The 21,976-nt window shown below is 66.0% G+C and carries 17 protein-coding genes and 1 tRNA gene; 9 read left to right on the top strand and 9 right to left on the bottom strand.

Features of this window, described 5'->3' with window-relative positions:
• Positions 1–3: 3 nt before the first annotated feature.
• The 3 genes from GSQ83_RS05290 to GSQ83_RS05280 all read right to left on the bottom strand — a co-directional run bounded on the left by GSQ83_RS05290 (position 4) and on the right by GSQ83_RS05280 (position 3,841).
• Positions 4–1,716, bottom strand: a complete 1,713-nt coding sequence (locus GSQ83_RS05290; RefSeq protein WP_158801842.1) for a lytic transglycosylase domain-containing protein — start codon at positions 1,714–1,716, stop codon at positions 4–6.
• Positions 1,717–1,969: 253 nt separating this feature from the next.
• Positions 1,970–2,815: a uracil-DNA glycosylase family protein gene (locus GSQ83_RS05285; RefSeq protein WP_158801841.1), complete on the bottom strand. Its 846-nt coding sequence runs from the start codon at positions 2,813–2,815 to the stop codon at positions 1,970–1,972.
• A gap of 18 nt (positions 2,816–2,833) precedes the next feature.
• On the bottom strand, positions 2,834–3,841 hold the full coding sequence (locus GSQ83_RS05280) for an aldo/keto reductase (protein WP_158801840.1): 1,008 nt from the start codon (positions 3,839–3,841) through the stop codon (positions 2,834–2,836).
• A 233-nt stretch (positions 3,842–4,074) separates the two neighbouring features.
• Between GSQ83_RS05280 and GSQ83_RS05275 the strand changes: the two genes are divergently transcribed.
• The 4 genes from GSQ83_RS05275 to GSQ83_RS05260 all read left to right on the top strand — a co-directional run bounded on the left by GSQ83_RS05275 (position 4,075) and on the right by GSQ83_RS05260 (position 7,464).
• Positions 4,075–6,015: a tetratricopeptide repeat protein gene (locus GSQ83_RS05275; RefSeq protein ID WP_158801839.1), complete on the top strand. Its 1,941-nt coding sequence runs from the start codon at positions 4,075–4,077 to the stop codon at positions 6,013–6,015.
• 81 nt (positions 6,016–6,096) lie between these two features.
• Positions 6,097–7,026 (top strand): 4-(cytidine 5'-diphospho)-2-C-methyl-D-erythritol kinase, encoded by a 930-nt coding sequence (locus GSQ83_RS05270; RefSeq protein ID WP_158801838.1) that lies wholly within the window; start codon positions 6,097–6,099, stop codon positions 7,024–7,026.
• A gap of 18 nt (positions 7,027–7,044) precedes the next feature.
• Positions 7,045–7,119, top strand: a tRNA-Gln gene (locus tag GSQ83_RS05265).
• Positions 7,120–7,200: 81 nt separating this feature from the next.
• Complete coding sequence (locus GSQ83_RS05260) at positions 7,201–7,464, top strand: DUF3072 domain-containing protein (RefSeq protein WP_158801837.1); 264 nt, start codon at positions 7,201–7,203, stop codon at positions 7,462–7,464.
• On the opposite strand, the gene rbsK is transcribed toward GSQ83_RS05260, so the two are convergent.
• Genes rbsK through GSQ83_RS05245 form a run of 3 tightly spaced genes read right to left on the bottom strand, consistent with a single transcriptional unit; the run spans position 7,458 to position 11,804 of the window.
• A complete protein-coding gene (rbsK, locus tag GSQ83_RS05255; protein ID WP_158801836.1) occupies positions 7,458–8,381 on the bottom strand; it encodes a ribokinase in 924 nt (307 codons plus the stop codon). The genes GSQ83_RS05260 and rbsK overlap by 7 nt on opposite strands.
• 10 nt (positions 8,382–8,391) lie before the next feature.
• On the bottom strand, positions 8,392–8,859 hold the full coding sequence (locus tag GSQ83_RS05250; RefSeq protein WP_158801835.1) for a peroxiredoxin: 468 nt from the start codon (positions 8,857–8,859) through the stop codon (positions 8,392–8,394).
• Positions 8,856–11,804, bottom strand: coding sequence for a bifunctional [glutamine synthetase] adenylyltransferase/[glutamine synthetase]-adenylyl-L-tyrosine phosphorylase (locus GSQ83_RS05245; RefSeq protein ID WP_158801834.1), 2,949 nt, complete (start codon positions 11,802–11,804; stop codon positions 8,856–8,858). Before GSQ83_RS05245 ends, GSQ83_RS05250 begins: the two co-directional genes overlap by 4 nt.
• Before the next feature lie 17 nt (positions 11,805–11,821).
• Here GSQ83_RS05245 and GSQ83_RS05240 point away from each other — a divergent pair, with 17 nt between their 5' ends.
• From GSQ83_RS05240 to GSQ83_RS05230, 3 genes are all read left to right on the top strand, one after another.
• Complete coding sequence (locus tag GSQ83_RS05240) at positions 11,822–15,157, top strand: AsmA-like C-terminal region-containing protein (protein ID WP_158801833.1); 3,336 nt, start codon at positions 11,822–11,824, stop codon at positions 15,155–15,157.
• A 95-nt stretch (positions 15,158–15,252) separates the two neighbouring features.
• Positions 15,253–15,702: a glycosyltransferase family 25 protein gene (locus GSQ83_RS05235; RefSeq protein ID WP_158801832.1), complete on the top strand. Its 450-nt coding sequence runs from the start codon at positions 15,253–15,255 to the stop codon at positions 15,700–15,702.
• Complete coding sequence (locus GSQ83_RS05230; RefSeq protein WP_158801831.1) at positions 15,692–16,012, top strand: hypothetical protein; 321 nt, start codon at positions 15,692–15,694, stop codon at positions 16,010–16,012. The genes GSQ83_RS05235 and GSQ83_RS05230 overlap by 11 nt, the downstream gene beginning before the upstream one ends.
• Positions 16,013–16,259: 247 nt before the next feature.
• Here the strand turns inward: GSQ83_RS05230 and GSQ83_RS05225 are convergent, their stop codons facing one another.
• Positions 16,260–17,369, bottom strand: a complete 1,110-nt coding sequence (locus tag GSQ83_RS05225) for a glycosyltransferase (RefSeq protein ID WP_158801830.1) — start codon at positions 17,367–17,369, stop codon at positions 16,260–16,262.
• 11 nt (positions 17,370–17,380) lie between these two features.
• Positions 17,381–18,508, bottom strand: a complete 1,128-nt coding sequence (locus GSQ83_RS05220) for a glycosyltransferase (RefSeq protein ID WP_158801829.1) — start codon at positions 18,506–18,508, stop codon at positions 17,381–17,383.
• A gap of 387 nt (positions 18,509–18,895) precedes the next feature.
• Here GSQ83_RS05220 and upp point away from each other — a divergent pair, with 387 nt between their 5' ends.
• Entirely contained in the window at positions 18,896–19,534 is a 639-nt protein-coding gene (gene upp / locus GSQ83_RS05215; protein WP_158801828.1) for a uracil phosphoribosyltransferase, read from the top strand.
• A 68-nt stretch (positions 19,535–19,602) separates the two neighbouring features.
• Complete coding sequence (gene eno, locus GSQ83_RS05210; RefSeq protein WP_158801827.1) at positions 19,603–20,880, top strand: phosphopyruvate hydratase; 1,278 nt, start codon at positions 19,603–19,605, stop codon at positions 20,878–20,880.
• A 68-nt stretch (positions 20,881–20,948) separates the two neighbouring features.
• On the opposite strand, the gene GSQ83_RS05205 is transcribed toward eno, so the two are convergent.
• Positions 20,949–21,857, bottom strand: coding sequence for a response regulator (locus GSQ83_RS05205; RefSeq protein WP_254065511.1), 909 nt, complete (start codon positions 21,855–21,857; stop codon positions 20,949–20,951).
• Positions 21,858–21,976: the final 119 nt, after the last annotated feature.

The raw sequence follows: 21,976 nt of genomic DNA, 5'->3' as shown, positions 1-21,976 counted from the left end.
ATATTAGTGGATCGTCGGCGACCCCGCCATGGCGGTGGCGGTCATACGGGGGAATTGTCCCTCCGCCAGAGCATCCAGACTCGCCGAGGGGAGCCGCAACTGCGCCGCGTAAGCCCAGCTATAGCGCAAGACGCCAAATACGAAGTGCCGAGTCTCCGGGTTCGGGATCATCTCGATATACAGCAGAGGGTCCTGCATCGCGATGGCGGCATTGTCCCAGCCGTCAGCTTGGGTCGGACCCGCATTGTAGCTCACAAGAATCCGCAGCAGATCGCCATCGGTCTGTTGCGCCAGATAGTTCAGGTAACGCTGGCCCATCTCAAGGTTGAAAGCGGGGTCGGCCAAGCCTGAGGCGCGGCGCTGAACGTGTCCGCTGCCCGTATGGTTCATGAAAGCGGCGGTCGCTGGCATGAGCTGCAGCAGCCCCTGCGCCCCGGCACCCGAAACCGCCTTGGTGTCGAAGTTGGATTCGACCCTGACCAGCGCATAGAGCAGCGCCGGATCGACATGCAGCCCGTGTCGCGGGAATAGCGAGCGCGGCGGGATCACCACCGGCGTCGCGCTGCCGCGCGTCGGATCTAGGCTCGCAAGTTGGCTCGCCAAGGTCGCCATGCCCGCCTGCCAGGCGACCAGCATCAGCGCGCGCTGCAATCCCGGATCGCCGGAGATTTCAGGATAGAGCATCCGGAATTCTGCCTCGGCCGCGTCGGTCTGCCCGACCTGCAGCAGCGCGAAAGCGCGCTCGGCCCGCGGATTGCTGGCGAGCGCGTCGAGATCGGCGAGGCCCAAAGTCTGCTTCGCGAAAACACCGGTTGGCGAGTCTTGCCCCAGCATATGATCGGCGAGCATGGCGTAGAACCCATCCCCGCTCGCGGCGGATCGTCGCATCCAGGAGAGGTAGTCCATATCCTTGCCCGCCCGAAGCGCTGCGCGGGCCGCCCAGTAGGAGGCCGCCGCGACGAGCTCGTGAGAAGCCGCGGGCGCATTAGCCGCCTGGCCAAACAGTGCTTCGGCCGCGTCATCATTCCCACGCCAGGCAGCGAGGCCGGCGACAAAGGCGGGCAAGCCGAGACGGCCATGCGACTCCTGCATCGCCTGGCGCGCGATCACGAGGGCGGTGCCGTTACGGTCCTTGGCGAAAGCGGTGCGAGCCACCTCGGCACGCAGCGTAGCGCCGTATAGGGGATCGATCCGCGCCGCCGAGATGCTGGCGACGGCCTGTTTGATCTGGCCGCCGAGGCTCAGCCCGATGACACCGGCGTCGAAAGCGGGCTGTCGCCGGACGCCGCTATCCGAGGGCCGCAAGTCGAGATCGGCGCTTGCCCGAGCCTGCGGCAGTGCGAGCGAGGGCAGCGCCGGCACGGCCGGGATGTCCTTGCGCACCTTCACCCGACGAAGAAGGAGCGCGGTGATCGCCGGGGCATCCGCCTGGTCGCCATAGTTCGCCAGCCATTGCCGCAGATCCGGCGCGCCGATGCGCGTATGTGGGCTGAGATAGCGGTCGGCCAGGATGCGGCCGAGCAGTATGCGGTTGGAGAGCCGGGCCGTGGTGTCCACGGCGGCTGAGATCTTGCCGCGATCTTGAAGGTCGAAAATTTGCCGTACGAGAGCGGCATCGCTGGGATTGAGCGGCTGCGGCAGCGCAACGCCGTCACTACCATGAGGTGCCACGCGCGGCACCGCATAGGCCACCTGGTCCTGCGGTTGGTTGTCCATCGTGGCCCTCTCTTGCGCCCGAGCGTGGAGACCGGGCGCGGCCGTTCCAGCAAGGATTGCAGCGCTCGCGATGACAGCGCGGGCATTGAGAAGGCGGGAGAACGTAGTGACGATCCCTCGCATCCGAGGACCGGTACAACAAGACGCTACAGCATCGCAACCCTCATGGAAGCATTTCCGGCCAGTTAATGGTGATTTGGTTCAATGCTCATTGTTTATTTACGTACTATTACGGAATGAACAATGGTAATCGCTAGTAATCTTTAACTCGTTCTTGCAGTGAAATCAGGTCGTTCCAGGCTTCTCTTTTCGCGCTAGGTGTACGCATTAGATATGCTGGGTGATAAGTTGCTAAAGCTGGCACTCGCTCAACCATACCGGGAACTTCAAGATCATACCAATTGCCGCGAATGCGCCGGATGCCCTGGCTATTGCCGGTGAGCGCGCGGGCCGACGTTGCTCCCAGCAAAAGGACATGGCGCGGGGCGACCAGCGCGATGTGGCGCATGACGAACGGCAGGCAGGTCGCGACCTCGACATCCGAAGGTGACCGGTTGCCGGGCGGCCGCCAGGGAATGATGTTGGTGATCAGAACCCCGGTTCGGTCGAGCCCGATGCTCCCTAGCATGCGGTCGAGCAACTGGCCGGAGGGACCAACGAAAGGCCGACCCGCGCGATCCTCTTCGCCGCCCGGAGCCTCGCCGATGATCATGATCGGTGCCGCGGGATTGCCGTCCGAGAAGACCAGATTGGTCGCGGTGTCGCGCAATGCGCAGCCCTCGAAGCCCGCTATGGCGGCGCGCAACGCCTCCAGAGACTCGCAGGAGGCTGCAAGTGCCGCCGCTTGAGCGGGCGCCGGCCGGTTGACCCCGCCGAGGAAGGCCACCTGGGAACGCAAGCTGGGCGTGGAGAGTGCTGAGTCCATGCGCAAGGCTGCTGCCGGTGACGTGGCGGGGCTTTCGGTCTCGGGCGGCGCCGTTTTCTCGACCGCCAGCCTGGCGCCGCTCGCACGTTCCGCCAAGCGGTCGAACGGCGTGTCGGCGAGCGCCTCGTCGGCGCCCCACTCGATCTGCAGGCGGAGGAGCGCCAGGTCATCCATGGACTGCGAGCGACTCCCTCATGCCCCGGTCGGCTCCGGCGTCTCGCTGTCGAGCCGCGCCATCCCGTGGCGGTCATAACGGTCTCCGGCCGCCGCGCCCGGCGGCGCGATGGCCCCGATCCGCTCCAGATCGGCGGGCGTCAGGACGATGTCGAGCGCCGCCAGAGCCTCCTCCAACTGGTCCCGCCGCCGCGATCCGGCGAGAGGCAGGATGTCGGGTCCCTGGCAGGCGACCCAGGCGATGGCCAGTTGCCCGACGGTCACGCCCTTTTCGACCGCGACGGCTTTCAGACGTTCGACGATCTTGAGGTTGTGGGCGAGGTTCGCGCCGCCGAAGCGAGGCAGGTTCTTGCGCGTGTCGCCGACCGCGCCGTCCGGCGACCACCTCCCGCTCAACAACCCCCGTCCTAGGACGCCATAGGCGGTGATGCCGATGCCAAGCTCGCGGCAGGTTGGCAGAATCGCCGCTTCGATCCCGCGTGCCAGAAGGGAGAATTCGATCTGCAGATCCGCGATCGGATGCACCGCCTGGGCGCGCCGCAGGGTCGCGACACCCACTTCGGATAGGCCGATGTGGCGGACGTAACCTTCCTCCACCAACCGCGCGATCGCCCCGACTGTCTCCTCGATCGGCACCTCAGGGTCCAGGCGGGCGGGGCGGTAGATATCGATATAGTCCGTGCCGAGTCGCTGCAGGGAATAGGCGAGCGCGCTCTTCACCGCGGCCGGCCGGCAGTCGAAGCCGACGAAGCCGCCCGCCGGATCGCGCATGGCGCCGAATTTCACGCTGTAAATCAGCTTCTGACGGGCGGCGGTGTCGAAGGCCTCGCGCAACAGCAGCTCGTTGTGGCCCGCGCCGTAAAAGTCGCCGGTGTCGAAGAAGTCGAGGCCGCGGTCGCGCGCGGCGCGCAGGGTCGCGATGCTCTCGTCATGCTCCGCGGCGCCGTAGAAGTCGGACATGCCCATGCAGCCAAGTCCCAGGCCCGTGACATGCGGTCCGTCGCTTCCCAAGGTCACGCTGTACATCGTCGCTATTCCTCCAGAGGCGCAACGCGGCTGGCCACCGCGGCGCCGATGCTTCCTCCGAACCGTCGCCTCCGGCAAGCCATTCGACCGGAAAGCTCAGCGGTAATGCGGGAGCGCTGAACATCTCACCTGGACACTATCCGGAGCGCAAACCGCATTACATCGCGGAAAAGCACCAGCCTGCCGAGGTCGCCCGGATGGTGCGCTGCCGCCACCGCTGATACCATCCCGCCATGAGAAATGGCCCCATGCTTTGCCGCAGCATTCTGCTGGCTTTGACCGCGCTCTCCGCTTGCGCCGCGAGTACGCCACCTGACGCCGCTGGTGCCCTGCCCCCCGGTAGAGGCGCTTATGCCGATTTCCTGGTCGGGCAATATGCCGCAAGCCGGATGGATTTCCCCCAGGCGGCCAGCGCCATGCGTCAGGCGCTGCGGCAGGACCCGGCCGCGAATGGCCTACTGGGCGAGGCCTTCCTGTTGGAGCTGCTCGCCGGCAATCATGGCACCGCCAGCGCGCTGGCGACCGGGGTGCCCCATGATCCCCTGGCGGCGCTGCTGCTCGCCGGATCCAGCGCGCGAGCGGGGCGCTGGAAAGACGCGCTGCACCGCTACCAGTCCATCCCGACGCCTGACGGCCTCACCAAGATCATGAAGCCGTTGCTGATCGCATGGGCGCAGCGGGGCGCCGGCCAGACAGACGCCGCGCTCGCCACGCTGCAGACCCTGGCGAATGCGCCGAACCTGCGCAGCATTTACGCCTTGCACACAGCGCTCATCGCCGATCAGGCCGACCGCATCGCGGTCGCCGCGCAGAATTACGGCTTGGTGCAGGGCAGCGTCGGCGTCGTCAATCTCCGGCTCGCGCAGGTGGTTGCGAGCTGGGATCTGCGTTCGGGCGATAAGGCCGGAGCCTACCGCGTGCTGGATGGGCTGAACGGCGATCTGGCGCTTGCGATGGTGGTGCCCGCACTCAAGGCGCATCTCGCGACTGTCCCTGTGCGGAACGCGACGGACGGTTTGGCGGAGGCCTATGTCAATCTTGCCGGTGCCTTGCAGGACCAGCAGAACTCGCAGCAGGTCCCGGCGGCGGTGCGGCTGCGCAATCAGCAGACCACGCTGATTCTGCTCCAGCTCGCCCTGCAGCTCAGGCCGGATTTCACCGCCGCCCGGTTGCTGCTCTCAGACGTCACGGATACCGGGCACAACGCCGCTGTGGCGCTGGCGCCTCTCGCCAGCATCGGCAAGAGCGATCCGCTCTATCCGCTCGCCGCCATGCGTCGCGCGGTGCTCGAAACGCGACTCGGCCAGGATGCCGATGCACGCCGGCTGCTAACCGACCTCGCCGCGGCCTATCCCTGGAGCGCCGAGCCATTGCTGGCGCTGGGAGATCTTCAGCGCGGCGGTGCGCACTACAATGATGCGGCGACATCCTTCACTGCCGCGCTCAAGCGTTTGCCAACGGGCAGCCCGGTGATCTGGCTGGTCTATTACGATCGCGGCATGGCCTATGATCTCGGCGGCGACTGGCCACGCGCGCAGGCCGATTTGCAGCAGGCGCTGAAGCTGGCCCCGACACAACCGGATGTTCTCAACTACCTCGGCTATAGCTGGGCCGTGCGGAAGCAGAATCTACCGCAGGCTCGCCAGATGATCGAGCAGGCGCTGCGGGCGGTGCCGGATAGCGGCGCCATCGTCGATAGCCTTGGCTATGTCCAGATGCGGCAGGGCGATGCGAAGGGAGCCGTCGCGACACTGACTCGCGCCGTGCAGCTTGCCCCCGATGATCCGACCATCAACGCCCATCTCGGCGACGCCTATGCGGCGGATGGCCGCCGGGTGCAGGCGATGTTCCAGTGGCGCCGCGCGTTGCAGCTCGGTCCGGACGCTGGCCTGACGGCTGAGCTATTGGGCAAGCTGCAGCTCCAGACTGCCGAGGCCACGCCAACCGCGCCGGTTCCAGTGAACACGCCAGCGGCGAAGGCTCCGGCGGCGGGTGGCGCGCAGCCTGCGAAGCCGAGCGAGAAGCCGGCGACAAAGGCCCCCGACGCCGGGTCTCCTGGCGCGACACCTGGGGCGATTCCGCCCGGCGCCACGCCGCCAGCCGCTACGTCGCCGGCGCTTGCGCCAACTACCCCGCCCGCGATCATCAAGCCGCCTTTGCCAGCCAAAAACTGAGGCGCGGCTGATGCCGGTCAAAGATCATTCCCGTAACGATGCCCGCGGGTTCGGCCGAGCCGCGTGGCGTCCTAGCGTGCCATGACCGGGCAGACGGGCAGGCTGTTGGCCGGGACACCGGAAACCGCGACCGACGCTTTGGGTTTCGCGCCAGCCAAGATAAACCTCAGCCTGCGCGTCACCGGGAAACGCGCGGATGGCTACCATCTGCTCGATAGCCTCGTGGTCTTCGCGGGTGTCGGGGACCGCTTGTCGGTAAAACCGGCCGACACGCTGTTGCTGACCGTCTGCGGCCCATTCGGCGCCAGTCTGAGCGGCGAGAGCGACAACCTGGTCCTGCGCGCTGCCCGTGCCTTGGCGGCGGAGGCGGGTATCGCGCCCCGAGGCGCCCTGGTGCTGGAGAAGGCGCTGCCGATCGCTTCCGGTATCGGCGGTGGCTCATCAGACGCGGCGGCCGCCCTGCGTCTGCTCGATCTTGCCTGGACCCTCGCGACGCCCGCTGACGTCATGGGTCGCATCGCGGTCGGCCTCGGCGCGGACGTGCCGGTGTGTGTCGACCGTTTGCCCGCGCGGATGAGGGGTATCGGCGAGAAATTGACCGGGCTCCCCCCCTTGCCCCAGCTGGGGCTGATATTGGCAAATCCCGGAGTGGCCGTCTCCACCGCCGCAATCTTCCGCGCTCGCTCTGGCGTGCCTTACTCTCCCGAAGCGCCCGAAGCGCCCGAATCGCCCGGGTGGCCGAGCCTGACCGCGCTGGTCGCGCAGCTCACGGGCGAGCCCAATGATCTGGAAGCGGCGGCGATCAGCCTGGAACCTTCGATCGGATCGGTGCTGTCGGCCTTGCGTGCGCTGCCGGGTTGCCTGCTGGCCCGGATGAGCGGTTCGGGGGCTACTTGCTTCGCGCTCTTTGCGGATCCGGAAGCGGCCGGGGTGGCCGCTGCGGGATTGCAGCCAGAAGCGTGGTGGCGATGGGGCGGAGGTCTTTACGTGCCACCCGCCTCGGCCTTATGAGCAGGCGCCGCTCGCGATTGGGGCGTAGCCAAGCGGTAAGGCAGCGGATTTTGATTCCGCCACGCGGAGGTTCGAATCCTCCCGCCCCAGCCACGCCTCCGTGATCGCCGAGCCTCTGGTTTGCCAGCGTCGCCACTCTATCTGTTTCGAACGAAACAGGAACGGAGCGACGTCATGGCTACTCGAACCAAAGTGCAGGACGATCAGACCGAGGCGAATCCGAAAACAGCGGAGCAGGGCGAGCTGCCCTCCAACACGGTCAAGGATCCCGCTGATTGGACCACCGGCGGAGAAAGCATGACTGGCGCTCAGGCCTCCTACCTCAAGACACTCAGCGAGGAGGCCGGCGAAGCGTTTGACGCCAACTTATCGAAGGCGGATGCCTCCAAGCGCATCGATGAGTTGCAGTCGGCAACCGGGCGCGGCCGGAATCACTGAGGCCCGCGCGCAAGCAGCGCCTCCACCTCCGCCCGGCGGGGCATCCCGGCGCCGGCGCCGGCCTTTGTGACCTTGAGCCCCGCGACCGCGCAGGCGAAGGGAAGCGCCTCTTCAATCGAGCGGCCCTCGGCGAGCGCGACGGCAATCGCGGCATTGAACGAATCGCCTGCCCCTGTCGTATCCACGAGAGGGCCCGCGCGCAGGCTGGCTGCCAGCACGGTTCGTCCCTGCCGCCGCAACATGGCCCCTGCGGGGCCGAGAGTAACGATGACCGCGCCGGCGCCACGGGCGATGAGCACATCCGCGGCCGCTTCGGCCTCGGATGGATTGCGAACGGGAAGTCCGGACAGTGCCGCCGCCTCGGTCTCATTTGGGGTGAGGATGTCGACCAGCCCCAACACCTCGTCGGGCAGTTCCGCCGCAGGAGCCGGATTTAGGATGGTGACGAGCCCGGCCGCGCGTGCGCGTCGCAGCGCATGTAAGACGGGCGGAAGCGGTGTCTCAAGCTGCGTGAGGAATACTTTCGAGGCAGCGAAGGCCGTCGCGGCGTTGTCTATCTCCAACGCCGTCAACGCGGCGGCGGCTCCCGGCACGACGATGATCGCGTTCTCGGCGCGCCCGTCATCCACAATGATCGCGGCAGCGCCCGTGGGAAGTTCAGCGCTCGTCCCGAGGTAATCCGTACCGACGCCCTCGGCCGCATAGATGCCGCGCGCCATGCGGCCGAAATCATCCTCGCCGAGCTTGGCGATGAACTGCACCTTCGCGCCCAGCCGCGCGACGGCGATCGCCTGGTTCGAGCCCTTGCCGCCTGGACCGATGCGAAAGCCGCTGCCGATGACGGTCTCAGTCCATTCCGGCAGGCGCGGCGTGAGGAAGGTGAGGTCGGCGGCGAAGATGCCCATCACGATGATCATGGCCCCGTCCTCAGCCCAACGCCGCCGCGGCCCGCAGCACCTCGGCCGCGTGACCGGCGACCGAGACCTTGCGCCAGACCTGGGCGATTTTGCCCTTCGCGTCGATGAGGAAGGTGGTGCGCTCGGTGCCCATGTATTTGCGGCCGTACATCGCCTTCTCGGCCCAGCAGCCATAGCGCTCGATCACGTCGCCGCCCTCGTCCGAGGCGAGAGGGAAGCTCAGCGCATATTTGGCAGCGAATTTCTCGATCGGCTTCATCGGGTCCTTCGAGACGCCGATGACCTCCACACCGTGGCCGCCGAGTTGCGGCAGTGCCTCCTGGAAGGCGCAGGCTTCCTTGGTGCAGCCGGTGGTATCGGCCTTCGGGTAGAAGTAGAGCACGAAGGCTTTGCCTCTCATTCCGCTCAGACTCACGTGGCGACCGCCGGAAGCCGGCATGTCGAAATCGGGAGCGGCGTCACCTGGGGTGAGGGTCATTCCGAAACTCCTTTGGCAGGCGGCGCTTTGCGCGGGGTTTCGCCAGGCTGAGGATCGCCGATGAGGCGGACGAAGCGCTCATGCACCGCCGCCGCCACGCGGTCCATGGTGGCGCGTAAACTTGGAACCGTCATCTCCCCCACCGCCGCGAGTAGGACGCGGGCGGGCGCTTCGGGCAGTTCGATCGTTGTCGGGCGGCCGACGGTCAACCGCAGCGAACTCTGGATGGTGCGCCACAGATGATCGGCTCCGATCAATACCGCCGTATCCTCGGCCGAGAGATGACCGTCTTCCTCTAGATGGCGCAGAGCGATCCGTGTGGTGGTGCTGCGGCGCTCGGGAAGCCAGCCGAAATAGTCGAGTTGCAGCACCTGGGCCAGAAACTCGACCTCGACTATGCCGCCGGGCCGGAGCCTGACGTCCCAAGGACCCTCCGGCGGCAGGTCCCGCAGCATGCGGGCGCGCATCGCGCGAGCGTTTTCGCGCAGCGTCGCCGGAGTCCGGCGTGGCAGCAGCGCCTGCGCGATCGCCGCCTCGACCCGAACACGCAATGCCTCGGGTCCGGCGACGACGCGCGCGCGGGTGAGCGACATCTGCTCCCACGTCCAGGCATCCGATGCGTGGTAGCGTTCGAAGGAGGCGAGGCTGACGGCCACCGGGCCGTGGCTGCCGGAGGGTCGTAACCGCATATCGACGCGAAACATGGGACCCTCGACGCCCTGCGCGGTAAGCGCGCCGGTGAAGGCGGTGGCGAGGCGCGCGAACCACTGGCTGGGCGCCAGCGGACGGGGACCTTGGCTCTCTCCGGCATCCTCGGCCATGTCGTAGATCAGCATGAGATCGAGATCGGAGCCCGGCATCATCTCCCTGCCGCCCCCCTTGCCGAGCAGCACCACAACAACGCCGCCGCCATCGAGCTGTCCGTAGCGCGAATCGTGCTGCGCCAGGACCCCCGCGAGGAGGGCTTCCAGCGCGGCATCCGCGAGCGCGGCGCGGGCGAGGCCAGCGGCATCGACATCCATCCGCCCCTCCAACGTGGCGACGCCGATGCGGAAGCTCTCCTCGCTGACGAAATGGCGGGTCAGCGCGATGGTGTCCTCCAGCGTCGTGGCATCGGCGAGCTGGCGTCCCAGCATGCGGGCTGGCTCGATCCGGACCTCCTCCAACCCAAGCAGCCCTTCAAGAGCGCCGGGATGGATGGCGAGATGGTCGGCAAGACCAGGGGCGGCGCCCAGCAGAGCGGCGATGCGGTCGATCAGTGCTGGGTTCCTCTGGAACAGCGACAGCAGCTGGATGCCCGCGGGCAGGCGGGAGATGAAAGCATCGAAACGCGAAAAGGCATGGTCCGGCTGAGGCTGTCCGCCGAGCGCTGTCAGGATGCGCGGCAACAATGGTTCGAGCAGGGCGCGAGCACGCTCCGACCGCAGGGCACGCGGGCGGCCTGCCTGCCAAAGCCGAACGGCCGTGACGATATGCGGCGGATCCTGGAAGCCGGCGGACTTGAGCCATCCCACAATCTTCGCCGGGATCGGCTTATCGATGGCGCCAAGGTCCAGTGTTTCCTCGCTCTCGTCGCCCTCATCGGTTTCGAAGAAAGAGTCGAAGAGCTGTTGGACGCCGTCGAGATGTTCGAGGGCGGCGTGCGCGAAGGCGTCAGCAGTCGGATAGCCGAGGAAGGTCGCGAAGCAGGCGAAATCGGCGCGCGTATCGGGCAGCTTATGAGTTTGCCGGTCGTCCACCATCTGTAGGCGGTGCTCGGCCTGCCGCAGGAAACGATAGGCGCGGGTAAGCCTCGCCGCATCGGCGCTCGGCAGATGACCCAGCCGCGCGAGTAGCCGCAGTGCGGGCAAGGTGGCGCCAATCCGCAAAATCGGCTCCCGCCCGCCCCAGACGAGTTGCAGCGTCTGCGCCAGGAACTCGATCTCGCGAATGCCGCCGCGCCCGAGTTTCAGATCGTGACCCAACAAACGCGACACCGCGTCTTCCCCCGTGGGGATGGGCCGGCCGCGATGCGCGTCCATCCGGCGCTTCATGGCGTGGATATCGGCGATGGCCGCGAAATCGAGGTGACGGCGCCAGACGAAGGGACGCAGCGCCTCCACCATCTCCTCGCCGAGGCTGCGATCTCCCGCGACGGGGCGTGCCTTAAGCAGGGCCGCGCGTTCCCAATTCCGGCCAAGTGTCTCGTAATACGTCAGCGCCGTCGGCACCGAGACGGCGAGCGGCATCGCGGCGGGGTCGGGGCGCAGCCGCAGATCGACACGAAAGACGTAGCCGTCAGCGTCTCTTGCCTCCATGAGTTTGACCAGATCACGCGCGAGCCGGGTATAGAAGGCACCATGGGAGTCGCCGCCGAAATCCACCGCGGCGGGGTCGTAGAAGACAATGAGGTCGATATCGCTCGAATAGTTCAACTCGCGCCCGCCGAGCTTGCCGAGCGCCAGAACAGTCACTCCCGAGCCTTTGTCGGGGTCGGTTTCCGGCGCCGGCAGACGCAGGATGCCCCTGTGATGGGCGGCCAGGATCAGGTGGCGTACGCCAATGGTCAGCGTCTCCTCCGCCAGCCGGCTGAGCGTGCCGGTGACGCGGGACAGCGGCCAGGCTCCGGTGATGTCGGCGAGGCCGGTGATCAGCGCCACCTGCCGCTTGGCGACCCGCATGGCCTGGGCGAGTTTCGGCTGGGGCCAATCGGCGCGGGCTTCGGCGAGCGTCAGAAATGCGCGCGCCGCCTCGGCCTCCGCACCTTCCTCGACGAAGCGCTGGAGGGTTCGCGCTTCACGCAAGGCGAGACCAGCCAGGTAGTCGCTGTTGCCGCCGATGGCGCGCAGCATTTCCGGCGGCAGCCCATGGTCTCCCGCGATTTCACTGAGGCGCTCGACGAAGCGGTCCGCCGCGGCGGGGTCGGCGGGGGCGGGCCAAGGCAGCGAGGTTCGGGGCGCGAGCATTCCCGGGCAAGCTGGGCGTGACGCCACTGGAAGGTCAAGAGCCGGAAGCGGACGCGCCCTTTTACACCGCGCCACCGCCACGAACTCGGCGGCGGCTGTCGCGCTGGCTGCGCTGGCCGGCGACTTTCCTGATCGTATCCGTCGAGGGCTTGCTGATTCTGGCGGCGGTTGGTTGGACGATGCTCGCCTGGCGCGCTGCTGACGGGCCGATCGACATTTCCTTTCTGCTACCGCGCGTCGAGCGTCTGGTGGCGGCGGCAGATCCTCGTCTGCGCATTGCCGTTCGCAGTGCGGTGATCGGTTGGCAAGGCTTTGGCCAAGGGCCGGACGCGCCGGGGATGGTGACGCTGCAAGGCGTGAAGGCATCGGATGCCGCACATCGCCCGGTGCTCTCGGCGGACGAGATCAGCGTCAATTTTTCGGTCGCCTGGGCGTCCATAGGTGTCTTCGCACCACGTGATATTGCGGCTCGCAACCTGCAGCTCGTGCTGCGAAGGCAGTCGGATGCGAGCCTGAGTTCGATTTCGCCAGACGTGCCCGGCCGCCTGCATCAGCCAAAGCCGACGACATTGCGGGATGTCATCAAGGTGCTGGCGCAGCCACCGGGCAATGACCGCGACCTGGTTCGTGTACGCCCCGCTGAGCTCGCCCAACTGCGCCACGTTACGTTGCAGGGCGGATTGCTGATCGTTGAGAACGGACCCCTCGGTGCGACGTGGCGCGCCCAATCAATCAATGTGGCGTTGGTAAGAGCCGCGGCTGGCGGGGTCCAGGGGCCGTTCTCTCTGCAGCTCGACGGCGCGGATAGCATGTCGCTCGATCCGGCAGAGCAGGTGAAAAGGGCGCGCCCCGGCACGATTGGCGGCACGCTGGCAATCGATACGAGTCGTGCCGTCACGCTGAAGGCGAGCGCGCATGTGCCGGATCCGGCGGGTCTCGCGGCGGGCGTTGGGCGTCTGAAGGATGCGCCCTTACCCCAGGCGGCTGTTTCGCTCGACACGGAAATCGATGTCACACCTGCCCTGACGCTCGGTCACTTCTCTGGCCGCGTCACTCTGGGCAAGGGCAATTTGCTTGCCGCCGGAAAGCGGGTGCCAATCCTGGGCGCGGTCGTTGCCGCGCATGGTGATCGCGGCATGGTCACGCTCGATCCGGGTTCGCAGATTGCACTAGGGCCTGTCAGTGCGGCGCCACCGCCAACCATCGGTCTCACGGGAAGCACGGATGTCGCGCCGGGTGGCAAGGCCAGCCTGGGCGTGACGATCGATCATGTCGCGACCGGCGACCTGCCGATTTACTGGCCGCCGTCGCTGGCCCCAGGCGCACATGATTGGATTGCCCAGCAGACCAATAGCGGCGGCTTGCATGATGGCGACTTCCACTTCGGTCTCACGTTGGGCAAGACGCTCGATGATCTCGCATTGACGCAATCGAGCGGGGCGATCACGGCCGATGGCCTGACGGTGATCTGGCTGCCGCCGATTCCACCGATGACCAATGTCGCGGGCACCATCGCGCTCGACGGACCGGACCGTATCAAGATCACGGTCTCGAAGGGACAGCAGGGCAAGCTCACGGTTAGCCACAGCACGATGGTCATCAGCGGCTTGGACGCGGCGGTGCAGCCGGCGACGCTCGCGGTCAATGTGGCGGGGCCGCTGGTTGATGCCTTCGCGCTCATCAGCAATCCGAGACTGCATTTGTTGGGAGACCGACCAGTCGCCCTGAGTCCGACCGCGGGGAATATCGACACGCATGTCGATCTCACCTTGCCGCTCAAGGACAAGGTTCTCGCCTCGGACGTTACCGTGAAGGTGCATGCCCAGCTCACGGGCGTTGCCTTGCACAAGCTCCTCCTGGGGCGTGACCTGACGGAGGGGAGTTGCACGATCGATGCCAATACGTCCCAGCTCAATGTTCAGGGACACGCCAATCTCGCGACGATTCCGCTCGACCTCACGCTGTATTCTGATTTCCGCCGGGGGCCGCCGGATCAGGTTCAGACACGCGTGAACGTCAAAGGAGCCGCGGATACGACGCGGCTGGCGGCGGCGGGACTGCCGAATGGTGGGTTGGTGCGGGGAACGGTCCGGCTTGCCGTCGCGGCCACCCTCCGCCGTAACGGGCGCGCCGATGTGGATGCCTCTGCGGCCTTCGGGGAAGGCGACCTATCGGTGGCGCCAATCGGCTGGAGCGGCGGGTCGAAGGACGCGACCCTCGTGGCTCATCTCGCGCTGCAGGGCGAGAAGATCGTCGCTCTCGACAATATCCGGCTCACTGGGGCGGGGACGGAGGCGACGGCGCGGACGACGGTGGCGGATGGCCAACTCGCAAGCCTTGTGATCGACAGGCTGGTGCTCGGCCGCACCAATATCGCCGGTTCGGTGAATTTCCCGGTCAAGCCGGGGAGCGGCTATGCGGTGGCGGTTACAGGTTCGACCTTGGATCTTTCGGGCCGCTTCGGCGGCGCCAAGACGACCAGTGCCGCGCCGACCAATCAGGCACTGTCCACGGTCAGCACGAAGCAACATTTCGCGCGGCATACGCCGTGGAGCGTTCGCGTGCAGCTCGACCGCATTCTGTTTGGCACGGCGCCCGGCGGAGCATCACGCGAACTCGATCAGGTACGGGGTCAGGCGGCGGATGACGGGATCATCATGACGGGGGCGAATCTCTCGCTGCTTGTGCCGCCCTCCGGCAAGCCCGCGCGCTTTACGGTTGTCCCGGCGCCGAACGGGACGCGGCGGGTAACGCTCACGGATGATGACTTCGGCGGCTTGCTGCGGGCCATCAACGCCTATGACGCAATCGCGGGCGGCAATCTGCGTATCGATGGCACGTATGACGACAAGCAGGCGGACCATCCGTTGAGCGGGAAGGCCGAGATGGATGATTTCAACCTGCATGATGCGCCGACCGCGGCCCGCATGCTGCAACTCATGACGCTCTATGGTGTGATCGATCTGATGCGGGGCCCCGGCCTGCACTTTCATCGCATGGTGGCACCTTTCCGCCTGGCGGATGAGCAACTGACGCTGCGGGAAGCGCGAGCCTACAGCGCTTCGCTGGGGCTTACGGCGGAGGGCCAGATCGATTTGCCGCGCAACCATTTCGATATCAAGGGCACGATCGTGCCGGCCTATTTCTTCAATTCCCTGCTCGGCCATATCCCGCTGATCGGCCGGTTGTTCAGTCCGGAGAAGGGCGGCGGGCTGTTCGCCGCCGCCTATACGCTGACAGGTTCGATTGACTCACCGCATGTGAAGGTCAATCCGATGTCGCTCGTGACGCCTGGCTTTCTGCGCGGGCTATTCGATGGATTCCACGACGCACCGACTAAAACGACGCCTTAGCCGAATCTTACCGAGGTTGCGCAAGCCACTCGTCGTTTACGTTCTGTTTATATCGATATCGGTATGTTTAGGGCGCACTCCGAGGGTCCGGGCAAATGGGCGAGCAAGGCGAGGTATCAGCGATTGGCGATGCCTGGGTGATCAATCTTTCGGATCGGCCAGATCGCCTGCAGCGATTCCAGACGGAAAACGCACGTAGCATCGTGGCGCGGCGCTTCGAGGCAATCGGGCCGGCTGATGTGACCCGGAAGGCGCTGCTCGACGACGGCATGATCGGCGCGGAGAATACCTACACGCTCCCCGCTCTGTGTTGCGCGCGCTCCCACCTCACACTTTGGCGGCGAAGCGCCGAGACTAACCGGTCGATCACCATTTTCGAGGATGACGCGATCCTGCATCGAAGATTTGCCGAAATCGCGGCGCGGGTCGCGGCGACGGTACAGGGATGGGACATCATCCTATGGGGTTGGAACCATTCCGATCCGATCACTATCGATCTCGGTGGCGGCCTGTCGCCAGCTCGGCTGGGGCTTCGTGCGCGATGATGTGTTCGAGGGATTTTCCTGCGCGCGGGAAAGCGCAGTGGAACCGAGGTTGATCCCGCTCCATGTCGCTTGCGGGATCCTCGGCTACACTCTTTCCCCCGGCGGCGCGGCCCGCCTGCTTGCGCGTAGCCTGCCGCTGGGCAATGCGCACGCGCCGTCGCCCAAGGAAGGCTTCGAGGGCTGGCGCAATGATGGAATCGATGTCGAGATGGCCCGACATTACGGTGCACTCAGAGCTTACGCCTGCGTGCCGCCGATCGCCTACAACGTCTATAGCCGTTCCTCGATCAACCAAAATTGGGTCGATTAGAGCGGGATGACTTTGGTTTGAACCATGCTCACTCCACCACGTCATTGCTCGGCGAAGGCCGAGCATCCACGCGTTGCTTGCGTGACGAAGGCAAAGGCGTGGATGGCACGGGGTGCCCCGCACGCAATTCGCGTGCCATGACGGATCTTTGGATCGCAGTTCGATACTGGATTGTCAGGCCCGAGTGGTGAAATGGCGGCGTTCCAGAAAGGCGACGGCAGTGCCGATCCCTGGACGGCAACTCGCTCTACGCGGCGACCTCTCCGGTAACTCCTTGCAGCCGCGCCACGATGCCTCGCAGTTCGTCGGCGCGGTGTTCGCAGGTGTGGCGCAGCAGGATCGTGCGCAATCCATGCGCCACCAGACCAACGCGCAGCGCGCTGTCGTTCGTGAGGTTACGCATCAGCGTCGTCATCTCGTCCGGAGACCGGGCCATGAGGAAATCTCGATCCGGTGCAAAGAGACTCTCCGAATCCGACCACGGCGCCGAGAGGAGCGGAATGCCGCAGGCCAGAGCCTCGAAGACGCGGATGGTTGGTATGCCTGGCAGTTGCTCCACGTAGAAGCGTCGTGGCACATGTACGGTGAACGCCCGCTGAGCGAGTATGGCCGGCACATCGGTATTCGGCGTCCAGCCGTGATACCGGATGTCGCGTTTTGCCAGCTCCGCCAGCGCTTCGCCCGGATAGCGTACGCCATAGACATCGAACGGGATTGCGAGTTTCACGATTGGATCGAACATGTAGTCGATCAGCTCGTCGTTGCGCTCGCCATCGCCCCAATTGCCCGTCCACACCGCGCCGTAACGCCTTTGGGGAGTCTCTGGTGGACGGAACAGCGAGGTATCGGCGGCCTGGTGCCAGGTGAAGACGCGACCGCCCCAGCCTTGGCCGCGATAGACCTCGCTCAGCGACTCTCCGAAGGCGAGTACCGCGTCGTAGCCTGAGAGATCGAAGGCGGCCATGGCCTTAGGGTCGCTCACCATGCGGTGGTGCGTATCGTGGAAGAGCAGCCGGAAGCCGGCGCCCGACCCGCGCTTGCGGCCGATTGCGGCGACCAGTGCTGGGTCGTTCCATTCGTGGACGATGACGACCTCCGCACCGTCCAGCATGGCGTCGAGATCGTCCGACAGAAAGCGGCTATTGGCGGCGACATCCGGGAAGACGCGCGCGAATGTCTCATCCGCCGCTGGACCGTGGCTGCGCAGAAGATTCGCGCGGCTCCATCCGTCCTCGGGTTCGTAAATGGTGATCGCATGCCCCGACCGCAGCAACGCGCGAGCCACGCCGCGCAGAAAATGCACGTTGCCATGGTTCCAGCAGGACCGGATGGATTGGGTGAAGTAGACAAAACGCATTGAGGAGGAACTCAGGCGGCGGGGACGCGGCGGGATTCAGCCAGCAGAGCCGAATGGAGATCCCACATCGCTCGTTCCTGCCGCTCAGCGCCATAAAGATTGGCGCGGGTGCGAGCCTTCCTGCCGAGCTGGCGGCACAATTTAAGGTCGTCATGCAGGTCGCGAAGCGCCTCTGTCCAGGCGACAGTGTCGGTTGGTAGCAGGAAGATCGCGGCGCCATCCCACAATTCGCGAAAGGTCGGGATGTCCGAGAGGACAAGCGGCAGCCCGGCTTGCGCCGCCTCCAACACGGACAGGCCGAAGGGCTCGTAGCGTGCGGGGGAGGCGAAGATCCGTGCCTCGTCCATTGCGAGGGCCATGGCGCGGTCATCCAGCACGCCGAGCGGCCGCAGATGATGGAGGGGGACGATCTCGCCGCCCGGCCCCGTCAGCGGCCCAGCAGCGCGCAGGGAGAAATCGAGGCGCCCTGCCACATCTTCCAGCAGCGCCATATTCTTCGCGGGGTCCCAAAGCCGGCCAGCTGCCAGCACGCCATGCCGTTCCGGCTGCGGCAAATGGTGGTCCCGCACAAGCTGGCCGGCGGGCATGCGGCCAGTATGGACCACGGTGATCATATGAGAATCACCGTAGACCTTATGCAGCGCATCGGCGAAGGCCTGGCTCGGAGCGACAATCGCGCCGGCCCGCCGCAGCCCGGCCGCGACCAGCCCCGCGCGCCAGGCGAGGTCGGGTGGTATGGGACCGCCATGTAACGCGGCCCACCACGTGCCGACACAGGCGTGCACCACGGCCACCACTGGCACCGGCCACTCGCCGTGACCCACGAGCGCCGGCGTGTGGAGCTGCGCCGTATCGGCGTTGACGGCCTGCGCCAACTCCGCGAGCGCTGCCGAGGCTCGTGCAACGGTTGCAACGTTCGGTGCTGTCCAGTCGAGCGGCAGGTCGGTTACGTGCAAGGCCAGCCCCGTCACCTGCGTCGCCGCCTCGGATTGTGCGGGAGAGGGTGCCGGTCCGAGTACTGCCAGATCGACCATGACCCGGCGGCGGGCAAGGGAGCGCGCGAGGCCAAGCGAATAGTTCCAGGCGCCACCCAAGGCGTCGGTGGTAAGAAGGATCCGGCGGGGGCTGGCAACCGTCATTGGCGTTTCAACTCGGCGCGCAAGAGTGGCCGTCCCGTCGGAATCTCACGTCGGAGGCAGCCCAGCAGTCGCCGATGATTCCGCGCCCAGCGGGTGTTACGGGGCCGACGCGGATCAGCTGGTGGCCGGTCGCGCCCGGTCGAGGAAAGGTCAGGCTGTGGTGGTCCGACATCAGCACCTCCTGCCCGGCGGCTTCCAAATTCGCGCGCTATGACTCAATTCAAGCGGCAGAAGTACACGGCGGCAACCGAAATAAGTGTCGTCCTGTGGGAGGATAGCCGGGTCGGCACCCCCCACGTCGTCAGGCCCGCGACCCTGTTGCCGCGTGCGGGCGTCCGCTTCACCATAGGGATGGTCCTTGGGCCACAGGGGAGGTACGTCCGCGCCATGAAGCGTTTCGCCAATCTGACGGTGGTCGATCATCCTCTGGTCCAGCACAAGCTCACCCTGATGCGGCGGAGGGACAAGTCCACCAAGGAGTTCCGTGCTCTGCTGCAGGAGACCAGCCTGCTGCTGGGCTACGAGATCATGCGGGATCTGCCGCTGCAGATGGTGCCTATCGAAACTCCGCTGGAGCCGATGATGGCGCCCCTGCTGGCGGGCAAGAAGCTTTGCTTCGTCTCCATCCTGCGCGCGGGCGCCGGGCTGCTGGACGGGCTGCTCGATCTCGTGCCTTCGGCCAGGGTGGGGCATGTCGGCCTCTATCGGGACCCCATCAGCAAGCGCCCGGTGGAATATTTCGTGAAACTTCCGGAGGATATCCAGGACCGGCTGGTCATCGCGGTCGACCCGATGCTGGCCACGGGCTATTCGGCGGCCGCCGCTGTCGACCTCATCAAGCGGGCCGGGGCCACCCAGATCCGCTTCCTGTCGCTTCTCGCGGCACCGGAGGGGGTCGCGGTGATGGAGGCGGCTCATCCCGATGTGCATGTTTTCACCGCGGCACTCGATCGCGAGCTTGATGAACATGCCTATATCCGGCCGGGTCTCGGCGATGCCGGGGACCGGCTGTTCGGCACGAAGTAACCGGATCGGCTCTTGTCACCAGCGTGACGCCGCCGTATCGGCTGGCGTCAGTTCGAAGGGGAAACGCCATGTCCGCCATCGCAGATATCATCGGCCGCCAGATCCTGGATAGTCGCGGCAATCCGACCGTCGAGGTCGATGTCGTGCTGGAAAGCGGCGCCCTCGGCCGCGCCGCCGTGCCCTCCGGCGCTTCGACCGGCGCGCATGAGGCGGCGGAGCTGCGGGACGGGAACAAGGTGCGCTATGGCGGCAAGGGAGTGACCTCGGCGGTCGCCAATGTCGAGGGCGAAATCTTTGATGCGTTGAGCGGTCTCGATGCCTCGGAGCAGGTGAAGATCGACAATACCATGATCGATCTGGACGGAACGCCGAACAAGCGCCGGCTGGGGGCCAATGCGATCCTGGCCGTGTCGCTCGCCGTCGCCAAGGCCTCGGCGCTCGAATACGATCTGCCGCTGTATCGATATTTAGGGGGCGTCAGCGCGCGGACACTGCCGGTGCCGATGATGAATATCGTCAATGGCGGCCAGCATGCCGACAACCCGATCGACATCCAGGAATTCATGGTCATGCCGGTCGGCGCGGCGACGATCGCCGAGGCGGTGCGGACGGGCTCGGAGATCTTTCATACGCTGAAGAAGGCGCTGCAGGACGCGGGCCACAACACCAATGTCGGCGATGAAGGCGGCTTCGCACCAGCCCTGAAGTCGGCCGAGGAGGCGCTCACCTTCATCTCGGGCGCCTGCGAGAAGGCCGGGTATCGTCCGGGCGAGGACGTCATGTTCGCGCTCGACTGCGCCTCGACCGAGTTCTTCGCGGATGGTCGCTACAACATGGAAGGCGAAGGGAAGGTCTTCGATTCCGCGCAGATGGTCGACTATCTGGAGAAGCTGTGCGGCCGTTTCCCGATCCTCTCGATCGAGGATGGCTGCGCCGAGGACGACTGGGAGGGCTGGAAGCTGCTCACCCAAAGGCTGGGCGGCCGGGTGCAACTGGTCGGCGACGATCTGTTTGTCACCAATCCGGAGCGGCTGCGGCGGGGCATCGAGGAAGGCTGCGGCAATTCCATCCTCGTCAAGGTCAACCAGATCGGCACGTTGACCGAGACCCTAGAGGCTGTCGAGATCGCCCATCGCGCGGGCTATACCAGCATCATCAGCCATCGCTCCGGCGAGACCGAGGACACCACCATCGCCGACCTCGCGGTGGCGACGAATGCGGGGCAGATCAAGACTGGCAGCCTCGCGCGCACCGATCGCGTGGCGAAATACAACCAGCTTATCCGTATCGAGGAAGCCCTGGGCGACAGCGCGCGCTACGCCGGGCGGACCATTCTCCGCATTTAAGGTGTTCGCAGGCGTTGGGGGGGCGGATAGGAGCTGCGCTTATCCGCCCCCGTTTGGCGTGCGCGCGTTTAGGCGCTCGCCAGACGCGAACCTTCCGTATGCCTCTGGCCCAGGCGCGCGCGGCGATCGAAAAATAGCGCCTGGCTCAGCGTCGCCTTCACGATCTCATGCTGGAACGGCTTGGTTATGAGGAACGCCGGTTCCGGCCGCTCCCCGGTCAGCAAGCGCTGGGGATAGGCGGTGATGAAAACCACCGGCACTTCCGCAACCGCCAGGATGTCGCTCACCGCGTCCAGTCCCGAACTGCCATCGGCGAGCTGGATATCGGCGAGGATGAGACCCGGGGCGTGGCGGTTGGCCAGCGCCATGGCCTCGGCACGGGTGCGGGCGATGCCGATGACGTTGTGTCCCAGTTCCTGCACCAGGCCCTCAAGGTCCATCGAGATGATGGTTTCGTCCTCGATGATCAGCACGTCGGTATGGAGCTGGGCAGCGATCTCCCGGCCGGCTTCGTCAATAAGCCTGCCGACCTGCTCGGCGGGGCGATCGACCAGCTTCGCGATGGTATCGACCGGAAAGCCTTCCACCGCATGCAGCAAAAAGCAGACGCGCGGAAGCGGCGTGATGCGCTCCACGTCGTGACCTTCCTCTACCGTCGCATCGGCAAGCGTCGGCGCGTGGTGCTGGCGATTGGCGGGGACGGCGCCCCAGATCGCGAGCAGAAGCTGGTAGAGCGCCGCGTTGAGGTCGAGATCGGACCTCAACGCTTTGGGGTCTTCCGAGATGGTCTCCAGGGCCGTCACGACATAGGCGTCCCCGCCTCGCTGGCTGCCGGTCAGCGCCCGCGCGAACCGCCGGAGGTAGGGGAGATGCTGAGCAATCTTCGCGGTTTCGTGCATCGGGCAATCATCCAAGCGGGCGGTATCGCCCAGCGGGTTCAGGTCCAGCAGAATGCCGATCCGGCATGCGCTGGGCAACCTGCATGCCGGAGAAGCCGCCGCCGAGCAACTGACGATCATTCTGTAATGACAATGAACTCGATGTGAGGCGTCTCAGGGGTGGTCTTTCGGCTGCCGCCGACGATATGCAGTCGCGC

The organism is Acidisoma sp. L85 (assembly GCF_009765865.1).
GTDB lineage: Bacteria > Pseudomonadota > Alphaproteobacteria > Acetobacterales > Acetobacteraceae > Acidisoma.
The sequence above is the reverse complement of the archived record's forward strand: the minus strand, read 5'-3'. Positions and strand labels throughout refer to the sequence as shown.

Bases quoted from the DNA above. Each gene is read 5' to 3' on its own strand.
- GSQ83_RS05290 (WP_158801842.1), bottom strand. From the start codon at position 1,716: ATGGACAACCAACCGCAGGACCAGGTGGCCTATGCGGTGCCGCGCGTG.
- GSQ83_RS05285 (WP_158801841.1), bottom strand. From the start codon at position 2,815: ATGGATGACCTGGCGCTCCTCCGCCTGCAGATCGAGTGGGGCGCCGAC.
- GSQ83_RS05280 (WP_158801840.1), bottom strand. From the start codon at position 3,841: ATGTACAGCGTGACCTTGGGAAGCGACGGACCGCATGTCACGGGCCTG.
- GSQ83_RS05275 (WP_158801839.1), top strand. From the start codon at position 4,075: ATGAGAAATGGCCCCATGCTTTGCCGCAGCATTCTGCTGGCTTTGACC.
- GSQ83_RS05270 (WP_158801838.1), top strand. From the start codon at position 6,097: ATGACCGGGCAGACGGGCAGGCTGTTGGCCGGGACACCGGAAACCGCG.
- GSQ83_RS05260 (WP_158801837.1), top strand. From the start codon at position 7,201: ATGGCTACTCGAACCAAAGTGCAGGACGATCAGACCGAGGCGAATCCG.
- rbsK (WP_158801836.1), bottom strand. From the start codon at position 8,381: ATGATCATCGTGATGGGCATCTTCGCCGCCGACCTCACCTTCCTCACG.
- GSQ83_RS05250 (WP_158801835.1), bottom strand. From the start codon at position 8,859: ATGACCCTCACCCCAGGTGACGCCGCTCCCGATTTCGACATGCCGGCT.
- GSQ83_RS05245 (WP_158801834.1), bottom strand. From the start codon at position 11,804: ATGCTCGCGCCCCGAACCTCGCTGCCTTGGCCCGCCCCCGCCGACCCC.
- GSQ83_RS05235 (WP_158801832.1), top strand. From the start codon at position 15,253: ATGGGCGAGCAAGGCGAGGTATCAGCGATTGGCGATGCCTGGGTGATC.
- GSQ83_RS05225 (WP_158801830.1), bottom strand. From the start codon at position 17,369: ATGCGTTTTGTCTACTTCACCCAATCCATCCGGTCCTGCTGGAACCAT.
- GSQ83_RS05220 (WP_158801829.1), bottom strand. From the start codon at position 18,508: ATGACGGTTGCCAGCCCCCGCCGGATCCTTCTTACCACCGACGCCTTG.
- upp (WP_158801828.1), top strand. From the start codon at position 18,896: ATGAAGCGTTTCGCCAATCTGACGGTGGTCGATCATCCTCTGGTCCAG.
- eno (WP_158801827.1), top strand. From the start codon at position 19,603: ATGTCCGCCATCGCAGATATCATCGGCCGCCAGATCCTGGATAGTCGC.